Annotated in this window: 16 protein-coding genes; 11 read left to right on the forward strand and 5 right to left on the reverse strand. The window is 44.7% G+C overall.

What is annotated here, in order from left to right:
* Positions 1 to 2 precede the first annotated feature (2 nt).
* A complete protein-coding gene (gene lpdA, locus GC102_RS36310; RefSeq protein ID WP_171693798.1) occupies positions 3 to 1,418 on the forward strand; it encodes a dihydrolipoyl dehydrogenase in 1,416 nt (471 codons plus the stop codon).
* 86 nt (positions 1,419 to 1,504) lie between these two features.
* On the opposite strand, the gene GC102_RS40450 is transcribed toward lpdA, so the two are convergent.
* Positions 1,505 to 2,173 (reverse strand): YdeI/OmpD-associated family protein, encoded by a 669-nt coding sequence (locus GC102_RS40450; RefSeq protein ID WP_171693799.1) that lies wholly within the window; start codon positions 2,171 to 2,173, stop codon positions 1,505 to 1,507.
* Between the two features lie 24 nt (positions 2,174 to 2,197).
* Positions 2,198 to 3,286 carry a 3-phosphoserine/phosphohydroxythreonine transaminase gene (gene serC / locus GC102_RS36320; RefSeq protein ID WP_171693800.1) on the reverse strand — a complete coding sequence of 363 codons (1,089 nt, stop codon included), beginning with the start codon at positions 3,284 to 3,286 and terminating at the stop codon, positions 2,198 to 2,200.
* 426 nt (positions 3,287 to 3,712) lie between these two features.
* Between serC and GC102_RS36325 the strand changes: the two genes are divergently transcribed.
* The 8 genes from GC102_RS36325 to GC102_RS36360 all read left to right on the forward strand — a co-directional run bounded on the left by GC102_RS36325 (position 3,713) and on the right by GC102_RS36360 (position 15,149).
* Positions 3,713 to 5,527 carry a sensor histidine kinase gene (locus tag GC102_RS36325; RefSeq protein WP_171693801.1) on the forward strand — a complete coding sequence of 605 codons (1,815 nt, stop codon included), beginning with the start codon at positions 3,713 to 3,715 and terminating at the stop codon, positions 5,525 to 5,527.
* Positions 5,520 to 7,121: a response regulator transcription factor gene (locus tag GC102_RS40455; protein WP_171693802.1), complete on the forward strand. Its 1,602-nt coding sequence runs from the start codon at positions 5,520 to 5,522 to the stop codon at positions 7,119 to 7,121. The genes GC102_RS36325 and GC102_RS40455 overlap by 8 nt, the downstream gene beginning before the upstream one ends.
* A 157-nt stretch (positions 7,122 to 7,278) precedes the next feature.
* Positions 7,279 to 8,340, forward strand: coding sequence for an ABC transporter substrate-binding protein (locus GC102_RS36335; protein ID WP_171693803.1), 1,062 nt, complete (start codon positions 7,279 to 7,281; stop codon positions 8,338 to 8,340).
* Positions 8,341 to 8,412: 72 nt separating this feature from the next.
* Complete coding sequence (locus tag GC102_RS36340) at positions 8,413 to 9,513, forward strand: ABC transporter ATP-binding protein (protein ID WP_171693804.1); 1,101 nt, start codon at positions 8,413 to 8,415, stop codon at positions 9,511 to 9,513.
* A complete protein-coding gene (locus GC102_RS36345; RefSeq protein WP_312883485.1) occupies positions 9,500 to 11,167 on the forward strand; it encodes an ABC transporter permease in 1,668 nt (555 codons plus the stop codon). The genes GC102_RS36340 and GC102_RS36345 overlap by 14 nt, the downstream gene beginning before the upstream one ends.
* A 100-nt stretch (positions 11,168 to 11,267) precedes the next feature.
* Positions 11,268 to 12,506, forward strand: a complete 1,239-nt coding sequence (locus tag GC102_RS36350; protein WP_171693806.1) for an extracellular solute-binding protein — start codon at positions 11,268 to 11,270, stop codon at positions 12,504 to 12,506.
* 41 nt (positions 12,507 to 12,547) lie between these two features.
* Positions 12,548 to 13,405, forward strand: coding sequence for a protein phosphatase 2C domain-containing protein (locus GC102_RS36355; RefSeq protein WP_171644645.1), 858 nt, complete (start codon positions 12,548 to 12,550; stop codon positions 13,403 to 13,405).
* Positions 13,406 to 13,448: 43 nt separating this feature from the next.
* Positions 13,449 to 15,149, forward strand: a complete 1,701-nt coding sequence (locus GC102_RS36360; protein ID WP_171693807.1) for a methyl-accepting chemotaxis protein — start codon at positions 13,449 to 13,451, stop codon at positions 15,147 to 15,149.
* Positions 15,150 to 15,252: 103 nt separating this feature from the next.
* On the opposite strand, the gene GC102_RS36365 is transcribed toward GC102_RS36360, so the two are convergent.
* From GC102_RS36365 to GC102_RS36375, 3 genes are all read right to left on the reverse strand, one after another.
* Complete coding sequence (locus GC102_RS36365; protein ID WP_171693808.1) at positions 15,253 to 16,644, reverse strand: ABC transporter substrate-binding protein; 1,392 nt, start codon at positions 16,642 to 16,644, stop codon at positions 15,253 to 15,255.
* Positions 16,645 to 16,739: 95 nt separating this feature from the next.
* Positions 16,740 to 17,561 carry a carbohydrate ABC transporter permease gene (locus tag GC102_RS36370; RefSeq protein WP_171693809.1) on the reverse strand — a complete coding sequence of 274 codons (822 nt, stop codon included), beginning with the start codon at positions 17,559 to 17,561 and terminating at the stop codon, positions 16,740 to 16,742.
* Positions 17,558 to 18,514 carry a carbohydrate ABC transporter permease gene (locus GC102_RS36375; RefSeq protein ID WP_171693810.1) on the reverse strand — a complete coding sequence of 319 codons (957 nt, stop codon included), beginning with the start codon at positions 18,512 to 18,514 and terminating at the stop codon, positions 17,558 to 17,560. Before GC102_RS36375 ends, GC102_RS36370 begins: the two co-directional genes overlap by 4 nt.
* A 209-nt stretch (positions 18,515 to 18,723) precedes the next feature.
* Between GC102_RS36375 and GC102_RS36380 the strand changes: the two genes are divergently transcribed.
* Positions 18,724 to 19,455, forward strand: coding sequence for a glycerophosphodiester phosphodiesterase (locus tag GC102_RS36380; protein WP_171693811.1), 732 nt, complete (start codon positions 18,724 to 18,726; stop codon positions 19,453 to 19,455).
* Positions 19,456 to 19,496: 41 nt separating this feature from the next.
* Positions 19,497 to 19,880 (forward strand): VOC family protein, encoded by a 384-nt coding sequence (locus tag GC102_RS36385; RefSeq protein WP_171693812.1) that lies wholly within the window; start codon positions 19,497 to 19,499, stop codon positions 19,878 to 19,880.
* Positions 19,881 to 20,153: the final 273 nt, after the last annotated feature.

Genomic DNA, 20,153 nt, shown 5'->3' on the forward strand with positions numbered 1-20,153 from the left:
GCATGGTAGTAGGAGATGCTTCTTTAGATATTGATTTGTTGGTCATTGGTGCAGGTCCCGGCGGTTACGTAGCCGCTATCCGTGCTGCTCAGCTTGGGCAAAGCGTTCTGATTGTTGATAAAGCGGAATGGGGCGGCGTGTGCTTGAACCGCGGCTGTATCCCTTCCAAAGCTTTGATCTCTGCCGCTCACACGTATGAACATGCACAGCACGCTGACAGCATGGGTATCTCAGCCCAGAACGTGAAAGTGGACTTTGCGAAGGTACAAGCATGGAAAAATAGCATTGTTGCTAAACAAACAGGCGGCGTTAGCGCGCTGCTCAAAGGCAACAAGATTCAAACGTTCCAAGGCGAAGTGATGTTCATTAATGAGCATGAAGCACGTGTGTTCAATGATGCAGAAGCTCCTCGCTACCGCTTCAAGCATTGCATTATTGCGACGGGTTCCCGTCCGATCGAGCTGAAAGCATTCCCTTACGGCGGAAGAATCATCTCTTCCACGGAAGCGTTGAACTTGCCTGAAATTCCGAAAAGCATGGTCGTTATCGGCGGCGGCTACATCGGAATCGAGCTCGGTCAAACGTATGCGAAGTTCGGTACAAAAGTAACCGTGCTTGAAGGCTCCGATCATGTGCTTCCAGGCTTCGAGAAAGAATTGACGAAGCTTGTAGCGCGCAATCTGGATAAAGTCGGCGTTGAGGTTCATACCGAAGCACTGGCACAATCCTGCACGAAGACGGAAAACGACGTTACTGTCACGTTCACAGTAAAAGGGGAAGAGAAACAAGTAACAGCGGATTACGTATTAGTAACCGTTGGTCGTCGTCCGAACACAGATGGCGAGCTTGGTCTTGATCTCATTAACTTGAAACTGACAGATCGCGGTTTGATCGAAGTCGATAACCAAGGTAGAACGAGCATTCCCCATATTTTCGCGATTGGTGATGTTGTACCTGGTCTTTCATTGGCACACAAAGCTTCCTATGAAGCTAAAGTGGCTGCTGAAGCGATCGCGGGTCACTCCAGTATCGTAGATTACAAAGCAATGCCTGCTGTTGTATTCTCGGATCCGGAAATTGCTGGCGTAGGTCTAAGTGAAACAGAAGCCAAAGCACAAGGCATCAATGTTACAATTGGTAAATTCCCTTATGCCGCTAACGGTCGCGCTAACTCTTTGAACGCAGGTCAAGGCTTCGTGAAGCTTGTCGGCGACAAAGAAACAGGCCAACTGCTTGGTGGCCAAATCGTTGGCCCAGAAGCATCGAACTTAATCGGAGAGCTTGCTCTTGCGGTTGAGATGGGCGCTAACTTGGAAGACATCGCACTTACGATTCATGCACATCCAACATTGACAGAAATGATCATGGATGCCGCGGAAGGTGCGCTTGGTCACCCGATTCACCAACTTGGCAAATAACTAGCTTTATTCCTTTATTTTCCCTTACCTTTAGATAAAAAGTCCCGAGAGTTAGGCATTTGCCGCTCTACGGGACTCTTTTCTTTTTATTCTTTAAAGCTTGGGTTTTTGATACCCTGCAGCAGCTTCTCAACCGTCTTGGCGACTCGCGCGCTGCGTGTTTCCTCACGTTTGGCTTCTGTAATCCACTGCACGTATTCCTTGCGGTTGCTGTAGGAAAGCGTTGCAAAGAAATCAGCTGCATTAGGATTCTCGCGAAAAGCTCCTGTAAGATCATCCGGTACAATAACCACTTTCTCACCGGGAGCTGATTCTGCTTTAACATTTGCCCAGTTAGCTAATCGTTCGCTGCGCGGCGTCTTAACGAGGCCGATAGGGCGAAAACGCATAGCTGACCACGTCTCATCAATGGACACCAGACTCACGCCTTCAAACTGTAAATCGGTGACCGTTTGCCAACCAGAGTCGCGATTAATGTCCGTTTTTATTTTAGAGGTTCCTTTGGGATAGTTAATCCATAACATGCCCTCAGGTGTTACGGCCTCAATGGCTTTGGGAGCCAGCTGCTGGACCTCAGTAAGCGTGTGGACGAATACCTGGACAAAGTCATAAGCCTCACTGCCTTCTATTTGGTCCGTCAGAAGAATGCCTTCAGGGAGGGGATTCAACATGTCCAGATACCCCTCCGGCGCGTTCATGATGAGTGCTCGTTTACAACTTCCTAAACGTAGCTTCTTAGCGAGTGCGTTTTCCACTGAACTTCCTCATTTCTTAATGATCTAACCATTTCTTCGCGCAAAATCTACCATGAAATCAGCTAAAGCCTGACAGGCTTCAAATGGAACAGCATTGTATGCCGAAGCACGCAGCCCCCCTACACTTCGATGACCGGCTAAACCTTCAAAGCCGTTAGCTTCTGATTCTTCGATAAACCGACGTTCGATTCCTTCATTGGCCATGCGCCAAGTGATATTCATATGCGAGCGATCGTTAACTTCAATGATTCCGTTGTAGAATCCGCCGCTATGATCAATAACATCATAAATTAAGCCAGACTTTATGCGATTAAGCTGTTCTAATTGCTCTACGCCGCCTTTATTCACTACCCATTTAAGTACTAAATTCATCATGTAAATGGCATGAACAGGTGGCGTATTGAACAGTGATTTGTTTTTGGCAAATGTTTCATAGCGCATGATCTCAGGGATCTTCTTGGACGCTTTCTCCAGCCAATCTTCACGGATGATGGCAACTGTGACACCTGCTGGTCCCAGATTTTTCTGGGCGCCGGCATAAATCATCGAAAACCTCTCTAGATCCAGCTTTCTGCTGAGGATTTCACTCGTTAAATCGGCTACAAGGGGCGTGCTGCCCACCTCTGGAATTTCATTGTACCGGGAACCTTCAATCGTGTTGTTCATGGTGATGTGAATGTATGCCGAATCAGGTGCTAGTTGGGCTGCAGATAACTCAGGAATACTGCGCCATTGCTGGTCTTTGGAGCTTGCCGCGACATGTGTGAGCCCGAGATAAGCAGCTTCCTTATAAGCTTTTTCCGAAAAGCTCCCAGTCAATGCATAGTTGGCCGTCTGATTCGTGTTTAAAAAGTTTAATGGAAGGAGAGCGAACTGTGTGCTTGCCCCTCCACCCATAAAAAGTACCTCATACCCGCTAGGCAGGCCGAGTAGTTTCAGAAGAAGCAGCTGGGTTTCTTGATTCAGCTCCTCAACCGTGTGGCTTCGATGAGACATTTCAAGCAAAGAAATACCTGTCCCTTGATAGTCCACAAATTGCTCTTGTGCTTCTTCAAGTACCTCCAAAGGCAGTGCAGCGGGTCCTGGGTTAAAATTGTACAGTCGTTTCGTCATTTTAGTTACCTCCCGAATGTAAGTGGTAAAACGAACAAAAAACGCCCTCATCCATATTGGGACGAGGAGCGTTTGCTCGCGGTGCCACCCAATTTAAGAAACATTCTGGTGAATGCTTCTCCACTTGGTTCCGCGGTAACGGGCGGTGCCGGTTAACTTAGAATGACTGACTTTGCTGAACGCAAAGGGTTGTTCTTGGCGAAAACGCCTCCGAGTTGGAATCTCTTCATAGGCACGGTCAGGTATGGATATTGAGTAGAAGTATAAGCCTATTCGCAGAAAAGGTCAATCATTTTTGAGAGTTTCTGGACGTTCCGTTTTTCGTACAGGGGTTGAAGTTCATACTATTGTCCTGTACTCTTGTCATTGAAGAGAATACTTTGGATAAAGATAATTACGATTGAAATAAACGGAAGGAGTGAGGTTATGTTCAACTTACGAAATCGACTACAGAACTATTTACTTGGAACAAGCCTTCAGAAAAAGCTCATTATCCTATTCCTTCCGTTAGCTATAATCCCCTTATCTATTCTGGGAACCTTCTCCTATTACAAATCGTCACAGGTCGTACAAACGCAAGTGAGTAAGACGATTCTTGAAAGCTTGTCTCAAGTGAATTACAGCTTGAACTATTTCGTTAAAGATATCGAACAGTTGACTATGTACATTTATAGTAACAGAGAAATACAAGACGTACTGTCTAAAGATCAGGGCAGAACGCTAGCGGAGAAGCAGCAGGATGAGAAAAGGGTCAATGATATTCTCGATACCTTCCTGGGCTTCAAAAACTGGAATATCGCCATTTACTTGCTTGGGGAGAACGGGGATCGTTATTTTACAGGTAACCTTCTGCCTAATCAGTACGACGATTATAACTTGAATTGGGGATTGTTTCGTAAAATGCGGCTAGCAGGCGGCAATATCATCTGGGATACGCATTACAGCATGAAGAAGACGGAGGATTTTGGCATTGTTTTAAGCAGTGGCAGGCTGCTGAAGAAGATTGAAACGAACAAACCGCTTGGTTTCATGGTCGTGGATATTATGGAAAATGCTTTGGCGGACAAGTATAACAAGGCCCATTTACAACCAGGCGGACAAATGTTGCTGTTGGACCGCAATGGGTATGTCATTTCGAGTACGCCATCCAAGCATATCGTGGGTACGAAGTTAAACGAACCTTATTTAGATAAAGTATTAACAGGTAATAAAGGTTTTTTTGAACCAGCTAACAAAGGCTCTGCTCCTGTTATGGTCGTGTATGATACTTCTGAGATTACGGGATTTAAGCTGGTTAGTATTGTGCCGGTTGCCGTTTTGACAAAGGAGAGCAGCAGCATCCGCAATTTGATGTTATTTATTATCATCTTGTTCGGCGTTGTGTCCTGCTGGGTTGCCTATGTGTTATCGGTGACGATTACGAATCCGCTGCGCAAGTTGAAATCTCTGATGTATCTAGTGGAAAACGGCAACATGGACGTAGCATTTTCTTCTAAATATAGGGATGAAGTTGGGCAGCTAGGTCTCAGTTTTAATAAAATGGTACAGCGGATCAAGCAGTTGATCGATGAGGTCTACAAGAAGCAATTAATGTTGAAGGAGGCGGAGATCAAAGCGATTCATGCCCAATTCAACCCGCATTTTCTCTATAATGCTCTGGATTCGATCAATTGGATGGCACGTATAAATAAAATGACGGATATTAGTCAAACGGTTATTTCACTTGGAGAGCTGCTGCGGTTTAGTATCCGCAAAGGACAACCCTTCATCCAAGTGAAGGAGGATATGCATCAAATCCGCAATTTTCTTTTCATTCAACAGATGCGCTATGGAGATAAGTTGGAAGTCGAGATTCAAATCGATGAAGAAATCGAATCCTTATACACGCTCAAGCTGTTGATTCAACCGATCGTGGAAAATGCCATCACACATGGATTAGAGATCAAACCCGGAAAAGGGCAGCTTTCCATTAGGGGATGGCGGGTCCGGGAATGTGTCCGCTTCGAAATCCGAGACAACGGTGTAGGTATGTCATCAGAAATGGTGGAACGTGTCCTTAGCGGCAAATACGTATCGGATAGTGAGCAGAATACGGGTATTGGACTGGAAAACTCGATCAAACGGCTTCAGCTATACTTCGGCTCGAACTATCGTTTCGAAATCGAGAGTGAGATCATGCAAGGAACGACAATTCTTATCGAAATTCCCATTATGCGCTCAGGAGAGGATCATCGTGTATAAACTATTCATAGTGGAGGATGAGTGGCTCGTCTTGCAAGGGCTGAAACTAACAATTCCTTGGGAAGAAATGCGCTGTAACGTGATTGGCGAAGCAAGGGACGGACAAGCAGGTTTAGAAGGAATTATTGCTAACCCGCCAGACATCCTACTGACGGATATTCGGATGCCTGCGATGGACGGCATTCAGCTTGCTGAGAAAGTGGCGGAGCTTCTGCCACAAGTGAAAATTGTATTTCTTACCGGCTTCGATGATTTTATATATGCCCAGAAGGCAGTTAAGCTGGGGGCTGCTGATTTTGTGCTTAAGCCCACCAATCCGGATGAGCTCATCCAAGTTATTGGACGCATTACGTCAAAGCTTGATGAGGAACGTCGATTGCAATCACAGCAGGAGCGATTGAAGCTTAAGTATGGTTGGGAGCAGCCGCTGATTGAAGAAAAGGTTCTCTATGATCTTATGCTGGATTATGCGGGAACGCTTGAAAGAGAATGGTTTGTAGAGTTTGGCACGGGTATAAAAAATAATGAAGACGGAGCTGTTATCCCTCCTTATCGCGTTTTACTGCTTCAATTGGACGGTCTTAAGGATATGGGGACGGATAGCACCAAGCTTCGGGATCAGATCAAGGAACGGATCAAAGAGCTGTCCACCCTTACTTTGGTGCGAATAAACGAGACGCGATATGCGCTTTTGGCCAATCGTCAAGTCGAACGAGACGATCTGGCCGTCTTACTTGATAACTTAATGGTGTTATTGTCTTCCTTTGCGCAAAGATGCGTTCTAACGGTCAGCCACTCGTTTACAACGATCGATTTGATTCCAGCTGCCTATATTCAAGCCATGCGTGCCTTGTATCAAACTGTTTTTTTAGGCGGCGAGAAAATGATTTGGTTTGAAGATATCGAACGGCAGCAAGAAACGGTCAGTGTAAATCACACCGTACTTAAGGAATTGATCGAATTGGTCAAATGGGGAAGTCCTTCATCCATCGAAGCCCAAACACGGTTGTGGTATTCTCATCTCATACACCTCCATGCAGATGGACTTACGGCAAGAAGAAGCTTTTTCGAATTTATCGTAACGTTAAATTCCCTCCTGCTGCGAGATAACGAATTGCATAACATCGTTATTGATAGCGGATTTCTCTTAACATCAGCTGAGCGAGTGGATGACTCACTTGAACAATGGCTGATTCGCTTAAACGAAACGTTATTTGAGTGGAACCGGCAATGTACAGAGCAATCCGATCCTCAGAAGAAGAGCGGGTTCGAAGAGATCGAGCTGTTTATCCGAGAGCATTACGCTGAGGATATTTCTCTGCAAGGTATCGCGGAGCGCTATCATATGAGTGAAAGCTACTTCAGTAGACTGTTTAAAAAGCAGGTTGGAACCAGCTTTCTCGAATACGTGACTTTGATTCGTGTACGACAAGCAAAGGAGCTTCTGACGAATCCCCGTCTTAAAATTTATGAGGTCTCCGTACAAGTCGGTTACCAGGATCCGCGATATTTCAGCCAACTATTTCGCAAGTATACAGGGGAAACTCCTACAGAGTTTCGCAAACGGCTTGGGATTGAGAGCCTTCCGCTATAGGCATAATAGGAATTCTCCACTTCATCACTTGGTGGAGTTTTTATTTTGAACAAAAATTTCAACAAATACGAAAATTCGTCACATTGAGAGTGCTTTCATCTGAACGTATAGTAAAACTAGAAAGATAAAGACACAAAACATATGGAGGGTTAACAAAATGAAAAAATCACTAACCAGTCTTCTATCCCTGCTGCTTGTCGGTTCTCTGATCGGATGCAGTGCAAAAGAGACCCCAACGGCGAAACCGACAGATAGCTCTGGACAACCTGCGACTAGTAAAACCTCACCAAAGACAGGCGGAAAGCTTACCTTGTATTCCCCGAATGCAGCTGAGCTCAATAACCCGATTATTAAAGAGTTCCAGGATCGTACAGGCATTGAGGTACAGTTGATTTCCGGTGGTACAGGTGACCTCCTGAAGCGTGTACAAGCCGAGGCTACCAATCCGCTTGGCGATGTATTTTGGGCTGGCGGTGCTGATTCCCTCGAAGCATATAAAAAATATTTTGAACCTTACAAAACAAAAGAATACGACAATATTTCTCCGCAATATGTAGACAAAAACAATGTATGGACTCCATTTGCTGCACTGCCAATGATCATCATGTACAACAAAGAACTGGTTAAAGCAGGCGAAGAGCCTAAAGGCTGGACAGATCTGACGGATCCGAAATGGAAAGGGAAGATTGCTTATGCGGATCCTGCAAAGTCCGGTTCTTCCTATACGCAATTAATTACCATGCTGACAGCAAACGGAAAAGACCAAGGGTGGGGTTTTATTAAGAAGTTTGTAACCAACCTGGATGGTAAAGTATTGTCAGGTTCCGGCCAGGTTTATAAAGGGGTAGCTGATAAAGAATTTGCGCTTGGAGTTACACTCGAGGAAGCCGCGTATCGTTATGTTGAAGGTGGCGCGAAAGTCGGCATTATTTATCCAACTGAAGGAACTTCAGCTGTACCTGATGGAGCTGCAATCATCAAAGGTGCTAAAAATATGGAAGATGCGAAGAAATTTATCGATTTCCTAGTAAGTAAAGACGTGCAGTCTCTCATTCAAAAGGAATTCAAACGCCGTTCCGTTCGTAAAGATGCGGAAGTGATTCAAGGTATCGCACAAGCCAAGGATATCAAGCTCGTCGACTATGATTTTGATTGGGCTTCCAGCAAGAAAGACGAAAATATTAAACGTTTTGGCAAAATTGTATCTGGACAAGAATAAGATTTGATCAAATGAGCGGTGCCTTACTTTAACGGTCTGGCACCTTTTTCTTAGACATCGGAGGTAAATAACATGCAAAAAATCGTCTTTGACCACGTGACCAAATATTTCGGAACCGCCAAGGCGGTCAATGATGCTCATTTAACAATCCAAGAAGGGGAATTCTTCACCTTGCTTGGACCAAGCGGATGCGGAAAAACAACGCTGCTAAGGACAATTGCCGGTTTCTACCGTCAAGAAGAAGGCGATATTTACTTTGGAGATCGTAAGATAAATGATGTGCCGACGCATGAAAGAAACATTGGGATGGTTTTTCAAAACTATGCGATTTTTCCACATATGACCGTGTTTGAAAATGTGGCTTATGGATTAAAGGCTCGGAATGTGAATAAGAAAGAAACGGAACAGCGCGTAATGGAAGCGTTGGAGATGGTTCAGCTGCAGCACTTGCGAGATCGTGTTCCTTCTAATATGAGCGGCGGTCAGCAGCAGCGGATTGCATTGGCACGAGCTATCGTTATTCGTCCAGGCTTGCTGTTAATGGACGAACCTTTGTCCAATCTTGACGCCAAATTACGCATCAAGATGAGATCGGACATCCGGAGACTGCAAAAGGAACTGAACATTACAACGATTTATGTGACGCATGATCAGGAAGAAGCTTTGGCTGTTTCCGATCGCATTGCCGTAATGAGTGAAGGTATCATTCAACAAATTGCTCCTCCAGAGGACATTTATGCCTATCCAGCTAACCAATTTGTAGCTAACTTTATCGGTACATCGAACTTTATCGAGGCTGAGTGCCGCGGCAGTAAAAGCGATCAAAGCGAAGCGGAGATTCGGCTGCTTGGAACGTCCTTTCGACTGCCTATTTTGAAGCCGTACGAAGGAAAATCGATGTTCTCTCTGCGTCCCGAACGTATTCGGCTTGAATCCGAGAACACAGGCGAGAATTTGATTCGAGGTACTGTCGAATCTGTTACTTTCCTTGGAGAAAAAGTAAGCTATTTAATCGAGCTTCCAAATGGTTTTGTGATCGACGTTCAAGAGCATGCTGTTGAGCCCCATCAGCTGCGTAAGGTGAAACAGGTTGTTTATGTGAATTTACAGCTAGATAAAGCAACGATGTTTGATGAAAGCGGCAAGGAGGCGGTCTACCGTGCAAGCCGTTAAGAGAAGCCGGTGGTTCTCCTTCAAACAATGGGACTTCTGGTCTTGGGTGACATTGTTTGTGTATCTCTTTCTACTCGCTTTTATCGTTTACCCTTTGTTCTCCTTGCTATTCAACAGTTTTTTTAATGACCAAGGGATGTTCTCATTAGCTAATTACGCGAATTTCATCAAGCTGAAGTATTATTACAGTGCGCTGTGGAACAGTTTGAAGGTATCCGTACTTACAACTGTGTTCTCTATCCTAATAGGTGTTCCTCTCGCGTATATCACTACTCGCTATAATGTGAAATTTAAAGGCATTATTCAAATTCTTGTTATTATGTCCCTACTTTCCCCTCCTTTTATCGGAGCTTATTCTTGGATTTTGATGTTAGGGAATAACGGATTTCTAACACGCTTCCTGCATGATATTGGGATTCCATTTTCCTCTATATATGGATGGAAGGGCATTGTGTTCGTCTTTACACTTCAGTTCTATCCGCATATTTACTTATATGTTTCTGGTGCACTGAAAACGATTGACACTTCGCTCGAAGAGGCGGCAGAAAGCTTGGGACGTTCAAGCTTCCACAGGCTGCGTACGGTTACGATTCCGTTGATTTTTCCTACACTGTCAGCTGGCGCATTAATGGTTTTCATGGCGTCGTTTGCAGATTTTGGTACGCCGATGCTGCTGGGCCAAGGTTTCAAGGTATTGCCAATCTTAGCTTATGAGCAGTTCATCAGTGAGATGGGCGGAAACCCAGCCATGGCTAGTACGTTAAGCGTGATCCTTATCATTTGTTCTACGAGTATTTTGTTTCTTCAACGGTACTTTGTCTCCCGCAAAAACTATACGATGACGGGTATGCGTACACCGAAAGTTGAATTACTGGGGCCGCTGAAGAAATGGCTGTTTACTGGCTTTGCTTTGTTGGTCGCATGTGTATCGATTATTCCTCAGGCGACGGTCATTGTGACCTCCTTCATCAAAACGAAGGGACCGGTATTTCAAAATGGATTTAGTTTAGATAGTTATAAAGAAATTTTGTTCCGCGTACCAAAGGCTATCTTGAATACGTATACTTACTCCTTAATATCCATCGTGATCATGGTCGGAATGGGGATGCTCGTAGCCTACGTGTTGGTGCGCAGGAAATCGAAGTTGACGGCGATGCTTGATTCCTTGATCATGATACCTTATGTCATGCCGGGAACTGTTCTGGGGATCAGTATGATTATTGCTTTTAATAAGCCTCCTGTAGTTCTAACGGGGACATGGGTCATTCTAGTCATCGCTTACGTGGTGCGTAAGCTGCCATACACGATTCGTTCCAGTACGGCGATCCTGTATCAATTGGATCGCAGCGTAGAAGAAGCTTCAATCAGCCTTGGCGTTCCACCGATGAAGACATTCTTCAAGACCACGGGACGTTTAATGGCACCCGGCGTTTTGTCCGGAGCCATTCTGAGCTGGGTCACGACTATTAATGAATTAAGTTCTACGATTGTTCTTTATTACGGGGCGACAGCAACCATTACTGTGACGATTTACAGTGAGGTCTTTACCGCTAACTACGGTACAGGTGCAGCTCTAGCATCGATTCTGTCCCTCACCACGTTAATTTCTTTGATCATAGCTAATAAGCTAAGCAAGAAGGGGCTGCAATTGTAACGGTTTGCGTGAGGAGCCTCTTTCATGAAGGCTCATGATTTCGGGAACTTGTCGTGCTACAATGAAAATGATTGTCATGATGAGCTTACCGGGAGGAACCATGAAGCTAAATAGATGGATAATTTGGGGCATAGCAGTACAACTGATCCTTATAATTGCAACCTCTTTTATGTTTAATAATAAGAAATTGACGACTACAAGCGGAGAATCTGTTCGTGGAACGGCTCTATCCATCTGGGTTTACAGTCAAAGCTTGGAAACCTCTATTAATGAGTTTCATCAAACCTATCCGAATATTGATGTGGATGTGAGATACTTCCGCTCGAGTGATCATTTATTTACCGAGTTGATGGCAGCAATATCCGCTAATGCTGCGCCACAGATCGCTGAAATTAAAAGTTATTATGGGATTGCCCAGCTAGTGGATGCCGGAGCGGTGCTTCCCGTAGATAATTTAACCATACCGGAATGGAAGAGCCTGCAGCCTACGTTTACCGAACCTTTTCATTATTCGGACCTGGATTGGGCAGTGCCGATCGGTGGGAGCATACCAATGCTTTATTACCGGGAAGAACTGTTAAAAAACTCTCAAAAAGGCTCGTTTACCGGATGGGATGAAGTGTCGAATGCTGCATTGGAAACAAACCTGATTGGGAACGACGGAGGTATCAAGGGGCATTGGGGAATTGCCATCGACAAGGAATTGCCTTGGTATCTGGAAAGTTTACACGTAAAGGAAAACCATGGCGAAACCGAGGAATATGGTAAATTCGACTCCGCTATATCCATGTGGGGAGAGTGGGTTCATAGCTTGCAAATTATGAAGCCGCTCACTCACCGTCGGGCTGCGAGTGATTTTATTAATGGAAAAATCGGTTTATTCCTAAGTACTTCTGAAGAGCTGATGACCGTAGAACGATATATTGGAGGTAAGTTCCAATATAATGCCCAGTTGTTACCCGGGTTGGAGCAACAGGGAATTGTGCCTAGCATCGATGGGATGATTGTTTTAAATTCAACAGCAACCAAAGTGAAGGCGGCTAACAGCTTTATTTCTTATATGATCCATGAGAACACGCAAAATGCTTTATGGCGCAGCCATGGTTTAATTCCTTCGCGGTCCGATGTTCTACTAAAGCTGCAAGAAGAAGGACAGTGGAATGCGAGTCAAAAGATGATTCTTGATTCGGTGCGTATGTTCTCGGCAAAGAGGCCCGCAAAGATGGACTTCGAGCGGTGGAGTTACACCCAATCCATGCTGGAGCAATTAGAACAAGAACCAAATGATACGAAGGAAAAACATTTTGAGGATGAATACGAGACTTGGTTTCGCAAATAGACGAAGAATATACAGACATGAGATGAAGGTGGCGTACAACTATGCATGTAGAAAAAATATCCTTACCGGGTAGCGGTGAATGGAATGAAGATGCACTCGTTGACAATGAACAGTTACATTTATTTGGGGTACTGGACGGTGCAACTTCTCTGCATCCCTTTCGTGGTCCTAACAACGAAACGGGGGGGTACTTGGCCTCACAAGTGATCAAACAGTATTTGGAGTCGCTTCAAGCGGAGGATGTCGCTGATTTGGATCTCAAGCAGCTGGTTGTTCAAGCTAATATCCGGTTGAGGGAGAAAATGGAAGCAGCCGGGATCCATACATCGGATAAAGGTGCTTTGTGGACGAGTTCGCTCGCTCTCATCCGAATTGAGGATAACTATATCGATTATGCACAGGTTGGAGATTGTATGATCGTGGCAGTTTATCAGGACGGGTCGCTTCGGACGATATCGCGTGATCAGGTCGCACATATTGATCTTGAATCCAAACACATTTGGGAGCAAGGCATCGAGAATGGCATTGTGAAGCGAGAGGACCTTTGGGAACTCGTTAAACCGATCATTTTGCAAAATAAATCGAAAATGAATACGATGGCCGGCTACTCTGTTATGAGTGGTGAACCGCATCTGGCCGAATTCATCGAATACGGTAGAATCAACCGTATTCAGTTGAAGTCATTGCTGCTTGTTACTGACGGTCTTTTCCCGCATACAGAACGCGGAGGCGAGCCGATTGACGTCATTCAGGAGTTAACTACTTCCATTACAAATAGCACATTGGCCGGTTATGCGGATTGGTTGTTCAATCTTGAATTAGATGATAAGGATTGCCTGCGTTACCCTCGTTTCAAGGTGTCGGATGATAAGACAGGGATATGGATTCAATTTGAATAGAGTGAGCAGCCATTTTATTTTATGAATAGAAGGTAGTTGATATATGAGATTATCTGTCGGAAAAAAAATCATGCTCGGGATTGCCATCATTTTTGTGTTAATGCTTATCATGGCTCTATTTTCAATCAATCGAATGAATATCATGAAGGAACGGATTGATTCTATAACGGCTGTTTCTTTGCCCGGCGTAGAGTTAATCAATGAGTTGAATTTCGAGGTGGAGCATGTCATGCGGTTGACCGTCATGCATCTAGATGAAACGCTTAAGACTGGTAAAGACAGACAGGAAAGCAGTATTGCTCTCGTATACCGTAAAATCGATCAGACATTGGCCGAGTATGAAAAAAAGGCTGTTATGGAGGAAGATCGCAAAAATCTGGATGAATTTAAAGACAAGTGGAAGGAATTTAAAGACGTCAATAAACAGACTTTAGAAGCAAGCCAAGCTAAAAACGGCGCCAAGGCTGCGCAATTGCTTGCACAAGCGGAAGAGTTGAATGTGACGATACAGGCTATCTTTGACAAAATGAAAATATACAACGATAGCGAGGCCGTCCATGCAACGAATGAAGCAATCGGCGCCTTCTCTTCAGCGAAGACAGGTCTGACCTTATTGTTGATCTTTAGCTTGCTTGCAGCGGCAGCAGTCATTGTGAGTGTTCATCTGCTAGTTTCCAAAACCTTACATAAGGTTACTTCCCATATTGTCCAAGTAGCCAAAGGGGAACTAGATGTACAGCCTTTAAAAGTAAGAAGCAAGGACGAGTTGGGGCAATTAGCCAAAGCAGCGAACGACATGGTTGTTCATTTGAGGGAAACTTTGCAGCAAACGGCAACAACCTCCGCTCAGGTTGCTGTTTTATCCGAAGAGCTTGCAGCAAGTGCTAATCAGACAGCAGCCTCGTCGAGACAAGTGGCCACCGCTGTTCAGGAAGTTGCTGGAGGGGCCGCCGATCAGCTCATCAGTACAGAGGAAGCAGCTAAGGCGATGGAAGAAATGGCAATAGGAATCGGACGAATTGCAGAAACGTCTTCCGTCGTTTCGGAAAAGTCCGTTGAAACCTCGACACAGGCTGAGCAAGGAAATGAAGCTATCCGACAAGTCGTTACTCAAATGGGATTCATTCAAGATTCAGCAACCACAACGGCAGAATTTGTTGGGCGGCTGGGGCAGCGATCAGAGGAAATTGGCGCGATTGTATCGATGATATCTGACATTGCAACCCAGACGAACTTATTGGCACTTAATGCCTCCATTGAAGCAGCAAGAGCGGGTGCAGGAGGAAGAGGGTTTGCGGTCGTCGCGAATGAAGTGAAAAAATTATCTGCACAATCTAGTTCATCCGCTAACGAAATTGCTGCGTTAATCCATGAAATTCAATCAGAAACAAGGCTTGCTGTAGAAGCCATACGATCCGTTACTCGTGAAGTTACGATAGGGATCTCTGTGGCTGAAACGACTAGTGAAAAGTTCGGCTCTATACTCGATTCCATTCAGCATATCAACAACGAGATTCAAGAGGTTTCAGCTATCTCAGAGCAAATGGCTGCTTCATCTGAGGAAATTACTGCATCTATTATCTCTACTGCATCCATTGCTAGAAATGCTAACGATAACACCCAGGCTGTAGCCAACGCATCTGATCTGCAGTTGGTTTCCATGGAAGGTATTTCCTCATCCGCCTCACATCTGTCTGGTATGGCTGAAAGTTTGCAGCACTTGATCCTCAAGTTCAAGCTGTAGTTTCAAACCATCTAAGAACAAGTTGAACTCAAAAAGCGCGCACCGATAAGTATCGGCACACGCTTTTTGAGTTTATTTCTATTAGTCAAATCGTTGTTTCCATTTACTTCACTGTCTTATTATAAGCGCCAATTTTCTCTGTGATGCTCTTCGCAGCAGCGTCCAGTGCTTCTTTCGGCGCTTTCTTACCTGTAAGAGCTTCTTCGATCGCCGTTTCTACAAGCTGACGTGCTTCTGGGAATACACCCATTACAGCACCTTGTGTGGCTTTATTAGCTTTTGTATTGTGTAGTTGATCAATTGCGGTTTGGAATTGCGGATATTTGGCAAGGTTATCCTTAACCAGCTGCTCGTCGTAAGCTTTCTTCGTAATTGGGAAGTAACCAGTGTTAACGTGCCACCAAGCTTGTGTTTGTGGGTTTGTCAGGAATTTAATGAACTCCCATGCACCTTTTTGCTCAGCTTCGGATTTGTTGTTTAAGATGTAGAGACTTGCACCACCGACAACAACTCCGCCATCCTTCGCATCAGCTGGCTTAGGCAGGGTGCTGGTTCCGACTTGGAATTTGCCGTCAGCACCGCTTACGATCCCGCGGAGTGAGGCTGTGGAATCTAATGTCATAGCGACTTGTCCAGCCAAGAACGCTTTCTTCGTATCGTCTGTTTTGCGTCCTAAGTTAGTAGCTGTTTTGCTGTCGACCATTTGCTTCCACCACGTCAAAGTTTTCACGCCCGCTTCACTGCCCACCATAGATTCCGAAGCTGCGGTCGTACGACCGTTACCATTGTTAAGGTACTCGGCACCTTGTCCAGCAAAGAATTGCTCCATGAACCATCCGTAGATGGCGAAGGATGCACCTGCTTTACCGTCTTTGCTTAATGCTTGAGAAGCTTTGGCGACGTCTTCAAAGGTTGTTGGCGGCTTTTCAGGATCAAGACCGGCAGCTTTAAACATGTCTTTGTTGTAATAGAGGATCGGATTCGATGTGTTGAAAGGCATGGAATACAGTTTGCCATCGAATTTGTAGTAATTCAGAATATTATCTTCAAGTTGAGAGAGATCGAATTTATCAGCATCGACATACTTTTGGACTGGCGTAATGGCCTTGGAGTCAATCATGAAACGGGAGCCGATTTCGTATACTTGAATAAGAGAAGGACCGCTTTTGCTATCCATAGAAGCTTTCATTTTATTTAAGCTTTCATCGTATGTACCTTGAAAAACAGCCTCAACTTGCACCTCTTTTTGGGAAGTATTGAAGTCTGCAACAAGTTTATCTACAGCTTTGCCGAGCTCACCGCTCATGGAGTGCCACCAGATAACTTTAACTGGTTCTGCCGATTTTTTAGTTTCTGCGGCAGCGGGAGAAGCGGATGATTTGGTATCTGCTGTACTGCCAGATGTCGTCGGTTCAGCTTTGCCGCATGCGCTAGTCAATAGCACCATGAGTGCTGTAATTGCGATAGCAGTACTTCTCATTTTCAATGTCTTCATTTGTTTTGTTTCTCTCCCTTTTGGTTTCTTTATTTTTTATTTATGGAAATCTGGGTCAGCTTATTGCTGAACAGAGCAGCCATCACACATGGGGACTAACCTTTCACAGCACCAGCAGTAAGCCCTCGAACGAGCTGCTTCAACCCAAGTACTAAAAGTAATAGTGAAGGCAGCAAGACGATAGTTACACCTGCTAAAACCAAGTTCCAAACGGTTAATTCTTCGAATTGAAGCATAGCGATGCCAATCTGAACCGTTCGCATTTCCTCGCTATTCGTGATGAGAAGCGGCCATAAATACATGTTCCACGAGTTTAGGAACGCATAGACGGCTAGCGTTGCAAGTGCTGGGCGGCCTAGGGGCAGTACAATTCGGAAAAAGCAGCGGAAGTGCCCACAGCCATCAATTCGTGCTGCTTCGAACAGCTCCTTAGGCAGCTGTAAGAAAAATTGGCGCAGTAAGAAAGTGCCGAAAGCAGTCGCCAGGAATGGAACGGTTAAGCCCTGAATGCTATCGAGCCAGTCCCACTTTTTGACCGTCAAATAGTTGGGAATGATGGTGACTTCCCATGGAATCATCATGGTGGCCATGAATATCGCGAAGAAAATAGCTTTACCCTTGAAACGAATGTTAGCAAAGGCGTAAGCGGCCATGCTGGATGTAATGAGCTGTCCAGCCGTAATGATAATCGAGACGACCAAGCTGTTGGCTATAAATTTGCCGATGGGGACTAATTGGAACACGGCGACGATACTACCGAAATACAAGCTGCTCGGCCAGAAGCGGGGCGGATAGGCCGATGCTTCCTCCGGTGTCATGAATGCTGCGGTAAACGTATAGAAAATAGGATACAGAACGAGTGCAGCGAATACGACAAGTAGTACATATACGAAGGTATTTAGTAATCGATGGGTCATTGATAGTGCACATTCCTTTCAAAAACTTTAAATTGTATAACAGTGAAAATAAGGATGATGGTGAACAGGACGAGGGCTTGAGCACTACCAGTCCCGAATCGGAAGTTAATGAAAGCATCCTGATACAAGCTGTATACAAGGACATCTGTGGAATTAACAGGTCCGCCTTTGGTCAAAATGTGAATCTGTCCGAAGGACTGAAAAGCTCCAATGATCGACACAATGGTGACGAAGAACACCGTCGGTGAAAGCAAGGGGAATACGATTTGGATAAAGGTACGGAATGGACCTGATCCGTCGATTTTGGCGCTATCATAGATTTCTTCTGGAATTCCTTGTAGGCCACTTAGAAGAACGATGTAAGTAAAGCCGAGATTCATCCAGACTGTCATCATCGAGACGGAAAGCAGTGCCCATCTTGGATCTGTTAACCAGGCCACTGGCTCTAAGCCAACCATGCTCAGTAAGTAATTCAACATCCCGACACTCGGGTGAAATAGCATCATCCAGATCACCGCAGAGGTTCCTACGGATAGAACAACAGGCAGCGAGAAGATGAATTGAAAAATCCTCATGCCCTTCAAGTGATTGTGTGTAAGTGCGGCGAGTAAAAGCGCAAGAGCAATGCCGGTTGGCACGGTAAGAAGTGTAAAAAGACTGGTGACTTCCAAACTTTTATAAAATCGCTCGGAAGTGAAGATAGCAATGAAATTATCGAAACCGACGTAAGAAGCAACTCTGCCTCGCGGATCCGTCTCGTGTAAGCTCAGATAAAAGGTTTGAATCAGGGGGTAAAAAAGAAAGATAGCAAACAGCAAAATCGAAGGGAGTAAGAAAACATAACCAAGCAGCGTTTCCGCCAATTTTTGATTGATAAGCGCACGGGGAGGTTGTCCCGCTTTTGCTTTTGGCTTAGTTGTTGTAAGCGGTAAATCTCTATCCATCGTATTCATGTGGTGCTCCTTCACGAACATTATTAGACTAGTACTATGTTATTAGCTTAACGATGCATTATTTGACCCGTGTTAAATAGGGATTAACTTATTGTGTATTTTTCCAACATATTTACGTAACCTTTACGAATAAATACTGGGCAAGAGCGAGTCATTTCATCTATAATTTGAGCATAGTAGAAGAAGCTTACATGTTGGGAGTGTTAACAATGAACAAACATAAACCGATTGTAATTGGACATCGCGGAGCGGCTGGGGAAGCACCGGAAAATACGTTAGCTTCTTTTGCTTTAGCTATGAAGCAAGGGGCAGAAGGCATTGAGCTAGATGTACATATAACGAAAGACGGAGAGATTGTCGTCTGTCATGATGCTGCGCTCGATCGAACGACGAATGGCTCCGGACTTATTTGCGAACACAGTTGGAGTGAGTTGAAGTCGTTGGATGCTGGGTCTTGGTTCTCAGAGGCGTTCACGGGGGAACGGTTACCACTTTTGCGTGAAGTATTCGATTTATTGCCACGAGGGTTGTTCATTAATGTGGAAGTGAAACATGCTTATGAAGGGAGAATGGAGAAGGCGCTTCTAGCATTTTTGCGTGAAAGCAGCAGAATGGAGGATGTGGTCATTTCTTCTTTCGATCACAAGGTGATTCGCCGAATTAAGCAGGCTGAGCCTGGGGCGAAGGTTGGTTTGTTGTACGCTGCAAACCTTATTGATCATGCTGCTTATGCAGAGCAAATGGGTGTAGATGTGTTTTCGTTGCATCCTCATCACCACTGCATAGAACAAGAAGATGTTGCTGCGGCAGTATCCTCTGGACTTGCTGTTTATCCTTATACGGTAAATGACTTGGCCGATTATCATAGGATGATTGCTTCCGGCGTTTCAGGCATAATTACCGATTACCCAGCTAGACTTAGGGAGCTATTAAACCTGTAGTATGGTAGAATATGGGTATCAAAGTTTGGAAGGGGAACCGTATGAGCGAAAACAGCTTAACTCAAATTGGGCAAATTTCAGTAAATGCAGTTGACATTCCTAGAGCCGTCGCTTTTTACCGCGACACATTAGGCATGAAGTTTCTGTTTCAAGCTTCTCAAATGGCTTTTTTTGATTGCAATGGTATTCGATTGATGATAAGCCTTCCTGAAAAACCTGAATATAATCATCCTGGCTCTGTCATTTATTATAAGGTTGAGGACATTAAGCAGGTCTATGAGGCTTTTCTAGAACGAGGAGTGTCCTTTATTAGTGAGCCGCATATGGTAGCTAATATGGGCAGCTTCGATATTTGGATGGCTTTCTTCCAGGATACAGAGGGAAATACCTTGGCAATTACCAGTGACGTCCCTAATGGAAATTAAAAATGTTTGTAGAGAGACCTATGCAGTTGGATGCATGGGTCTTTTTCATTGAAAATAAATCCTCCAAGAGCGGGTACTACGCAAAGTTAGTACTATCAGATTCCAGGCAAATGCATACAATGGAATTATGATCAGGTATTAATAGAAGCCCAAAAAGCTTATGCGTACGAATCCAGTTTAGCCAAAGCAAAGCTCAGTCGATGCTTACGAAGATAGCTTTGCTAAAGCAAAGCTCAGCCCATGCTTACGAAGATAGCTTTGCTAAAGCAAAGC

It is taken from the genome of Paenibacillus germinis, from assembly GCF_013141785.1.
GTDB classification, from domain to species: domain Bacteria; phylum Bacillota; class Bacilli; order Paenibacillales; family NBRC-103111; genus Paenibacillus_E; species Paenibacillus_E phytorum.

Excerpts from the sequence above, each read along its gene's own strand:
- GC102_RS36380 (WP_171693811.1), top strand. The coding sequence starts at position 18,724 with ATGAACAAACATAAACCGATTGTAATTGGACATCGCGGAGCGGCTGGG.
- GC102_RS36370 (WP_171693809.1), bottom strand. The coding sequence starts at position 17,561 with ATGACCCATCGATTACTAAATACCTTCGTATATGTACTACTTGTCGTA.
- GC102_RS36340 (WP_171693804.1), top strand. The coding sequence starts at position 8,413 with ATGCAAAAAATCGTCTTTGACCACGTGACCAAATATTTCGGAACCGCC.
- GC102_RS36375 (WP_171693810.1), bottom strand. The coding sequence starts at position 18,514 with ATGAATACGATGGATAGAGATTTACCGCTTACAACAACTAAGCCAAAA.
- GC102_RS36360 (WP_171693807.1), top strand. The coding sequence starts at position 13,449 with ATGAGATTATCTGTCGGAAAAAAAATCATGCTCGGGATTGCCATCATT.
- GC102_RS36365 (WP_171693808.1), bottom strand. The coding sequence starts at position 16,644 with ATGAAGACATTGAAAATGAGAAGTACTGCTATCGCAATTACAGCACTC.
- serC (WP_171693800.1), bottom strand. The coding sequence starts at position 3,286 with ATGACGAAACGACTGTACAATTTTAACCCAGGACCCGCTGCACTGCCT.
- lpdA (WP_171693798.1), top strand. The coding sequence starts at position 3 with ATGGTAGTAGGAGATGCTTCTTTAGATATTGATTTGTTGGTCATTGGT.
- GC102_RS36355 (WP_171644645.1), top strand. The coding sequence starts at position 12,548 with ATGCATGTAGAAAAAATATCCTTACCGGGTAGCGGTGAATGGAATGAA.
- GC102_RS36385 (WP_171693812.1), top strand. The coding sequence starts at position 19,497 with ATGAGCGAAAACAGCTTAACTCAAATTGGGCAAATTTCAGTAAATGCA.
- GC102_RS36335 (WP_171693803.1), top strand. The coding sequence starts at position 7,279 with ATGAAAAAATCACTAACCAGTCTTCTATCCCTGCTGCTTGTCGGTTCT.
- GC102_RS36350 (WP_171693806.1), top strand. The coding sequence starts at position 11,268 with ATGAAGCTAAATAGATGGATAATTTGGGGCATAGCAGTACAACTGATC.
- GC102_RS36325 (WP_171693801.1), top strand. The coding sequence starts at position 3,713 with ATGTTCAACTTACGAAATCGACTACAGAACTATTTACTTGGAACAAGC.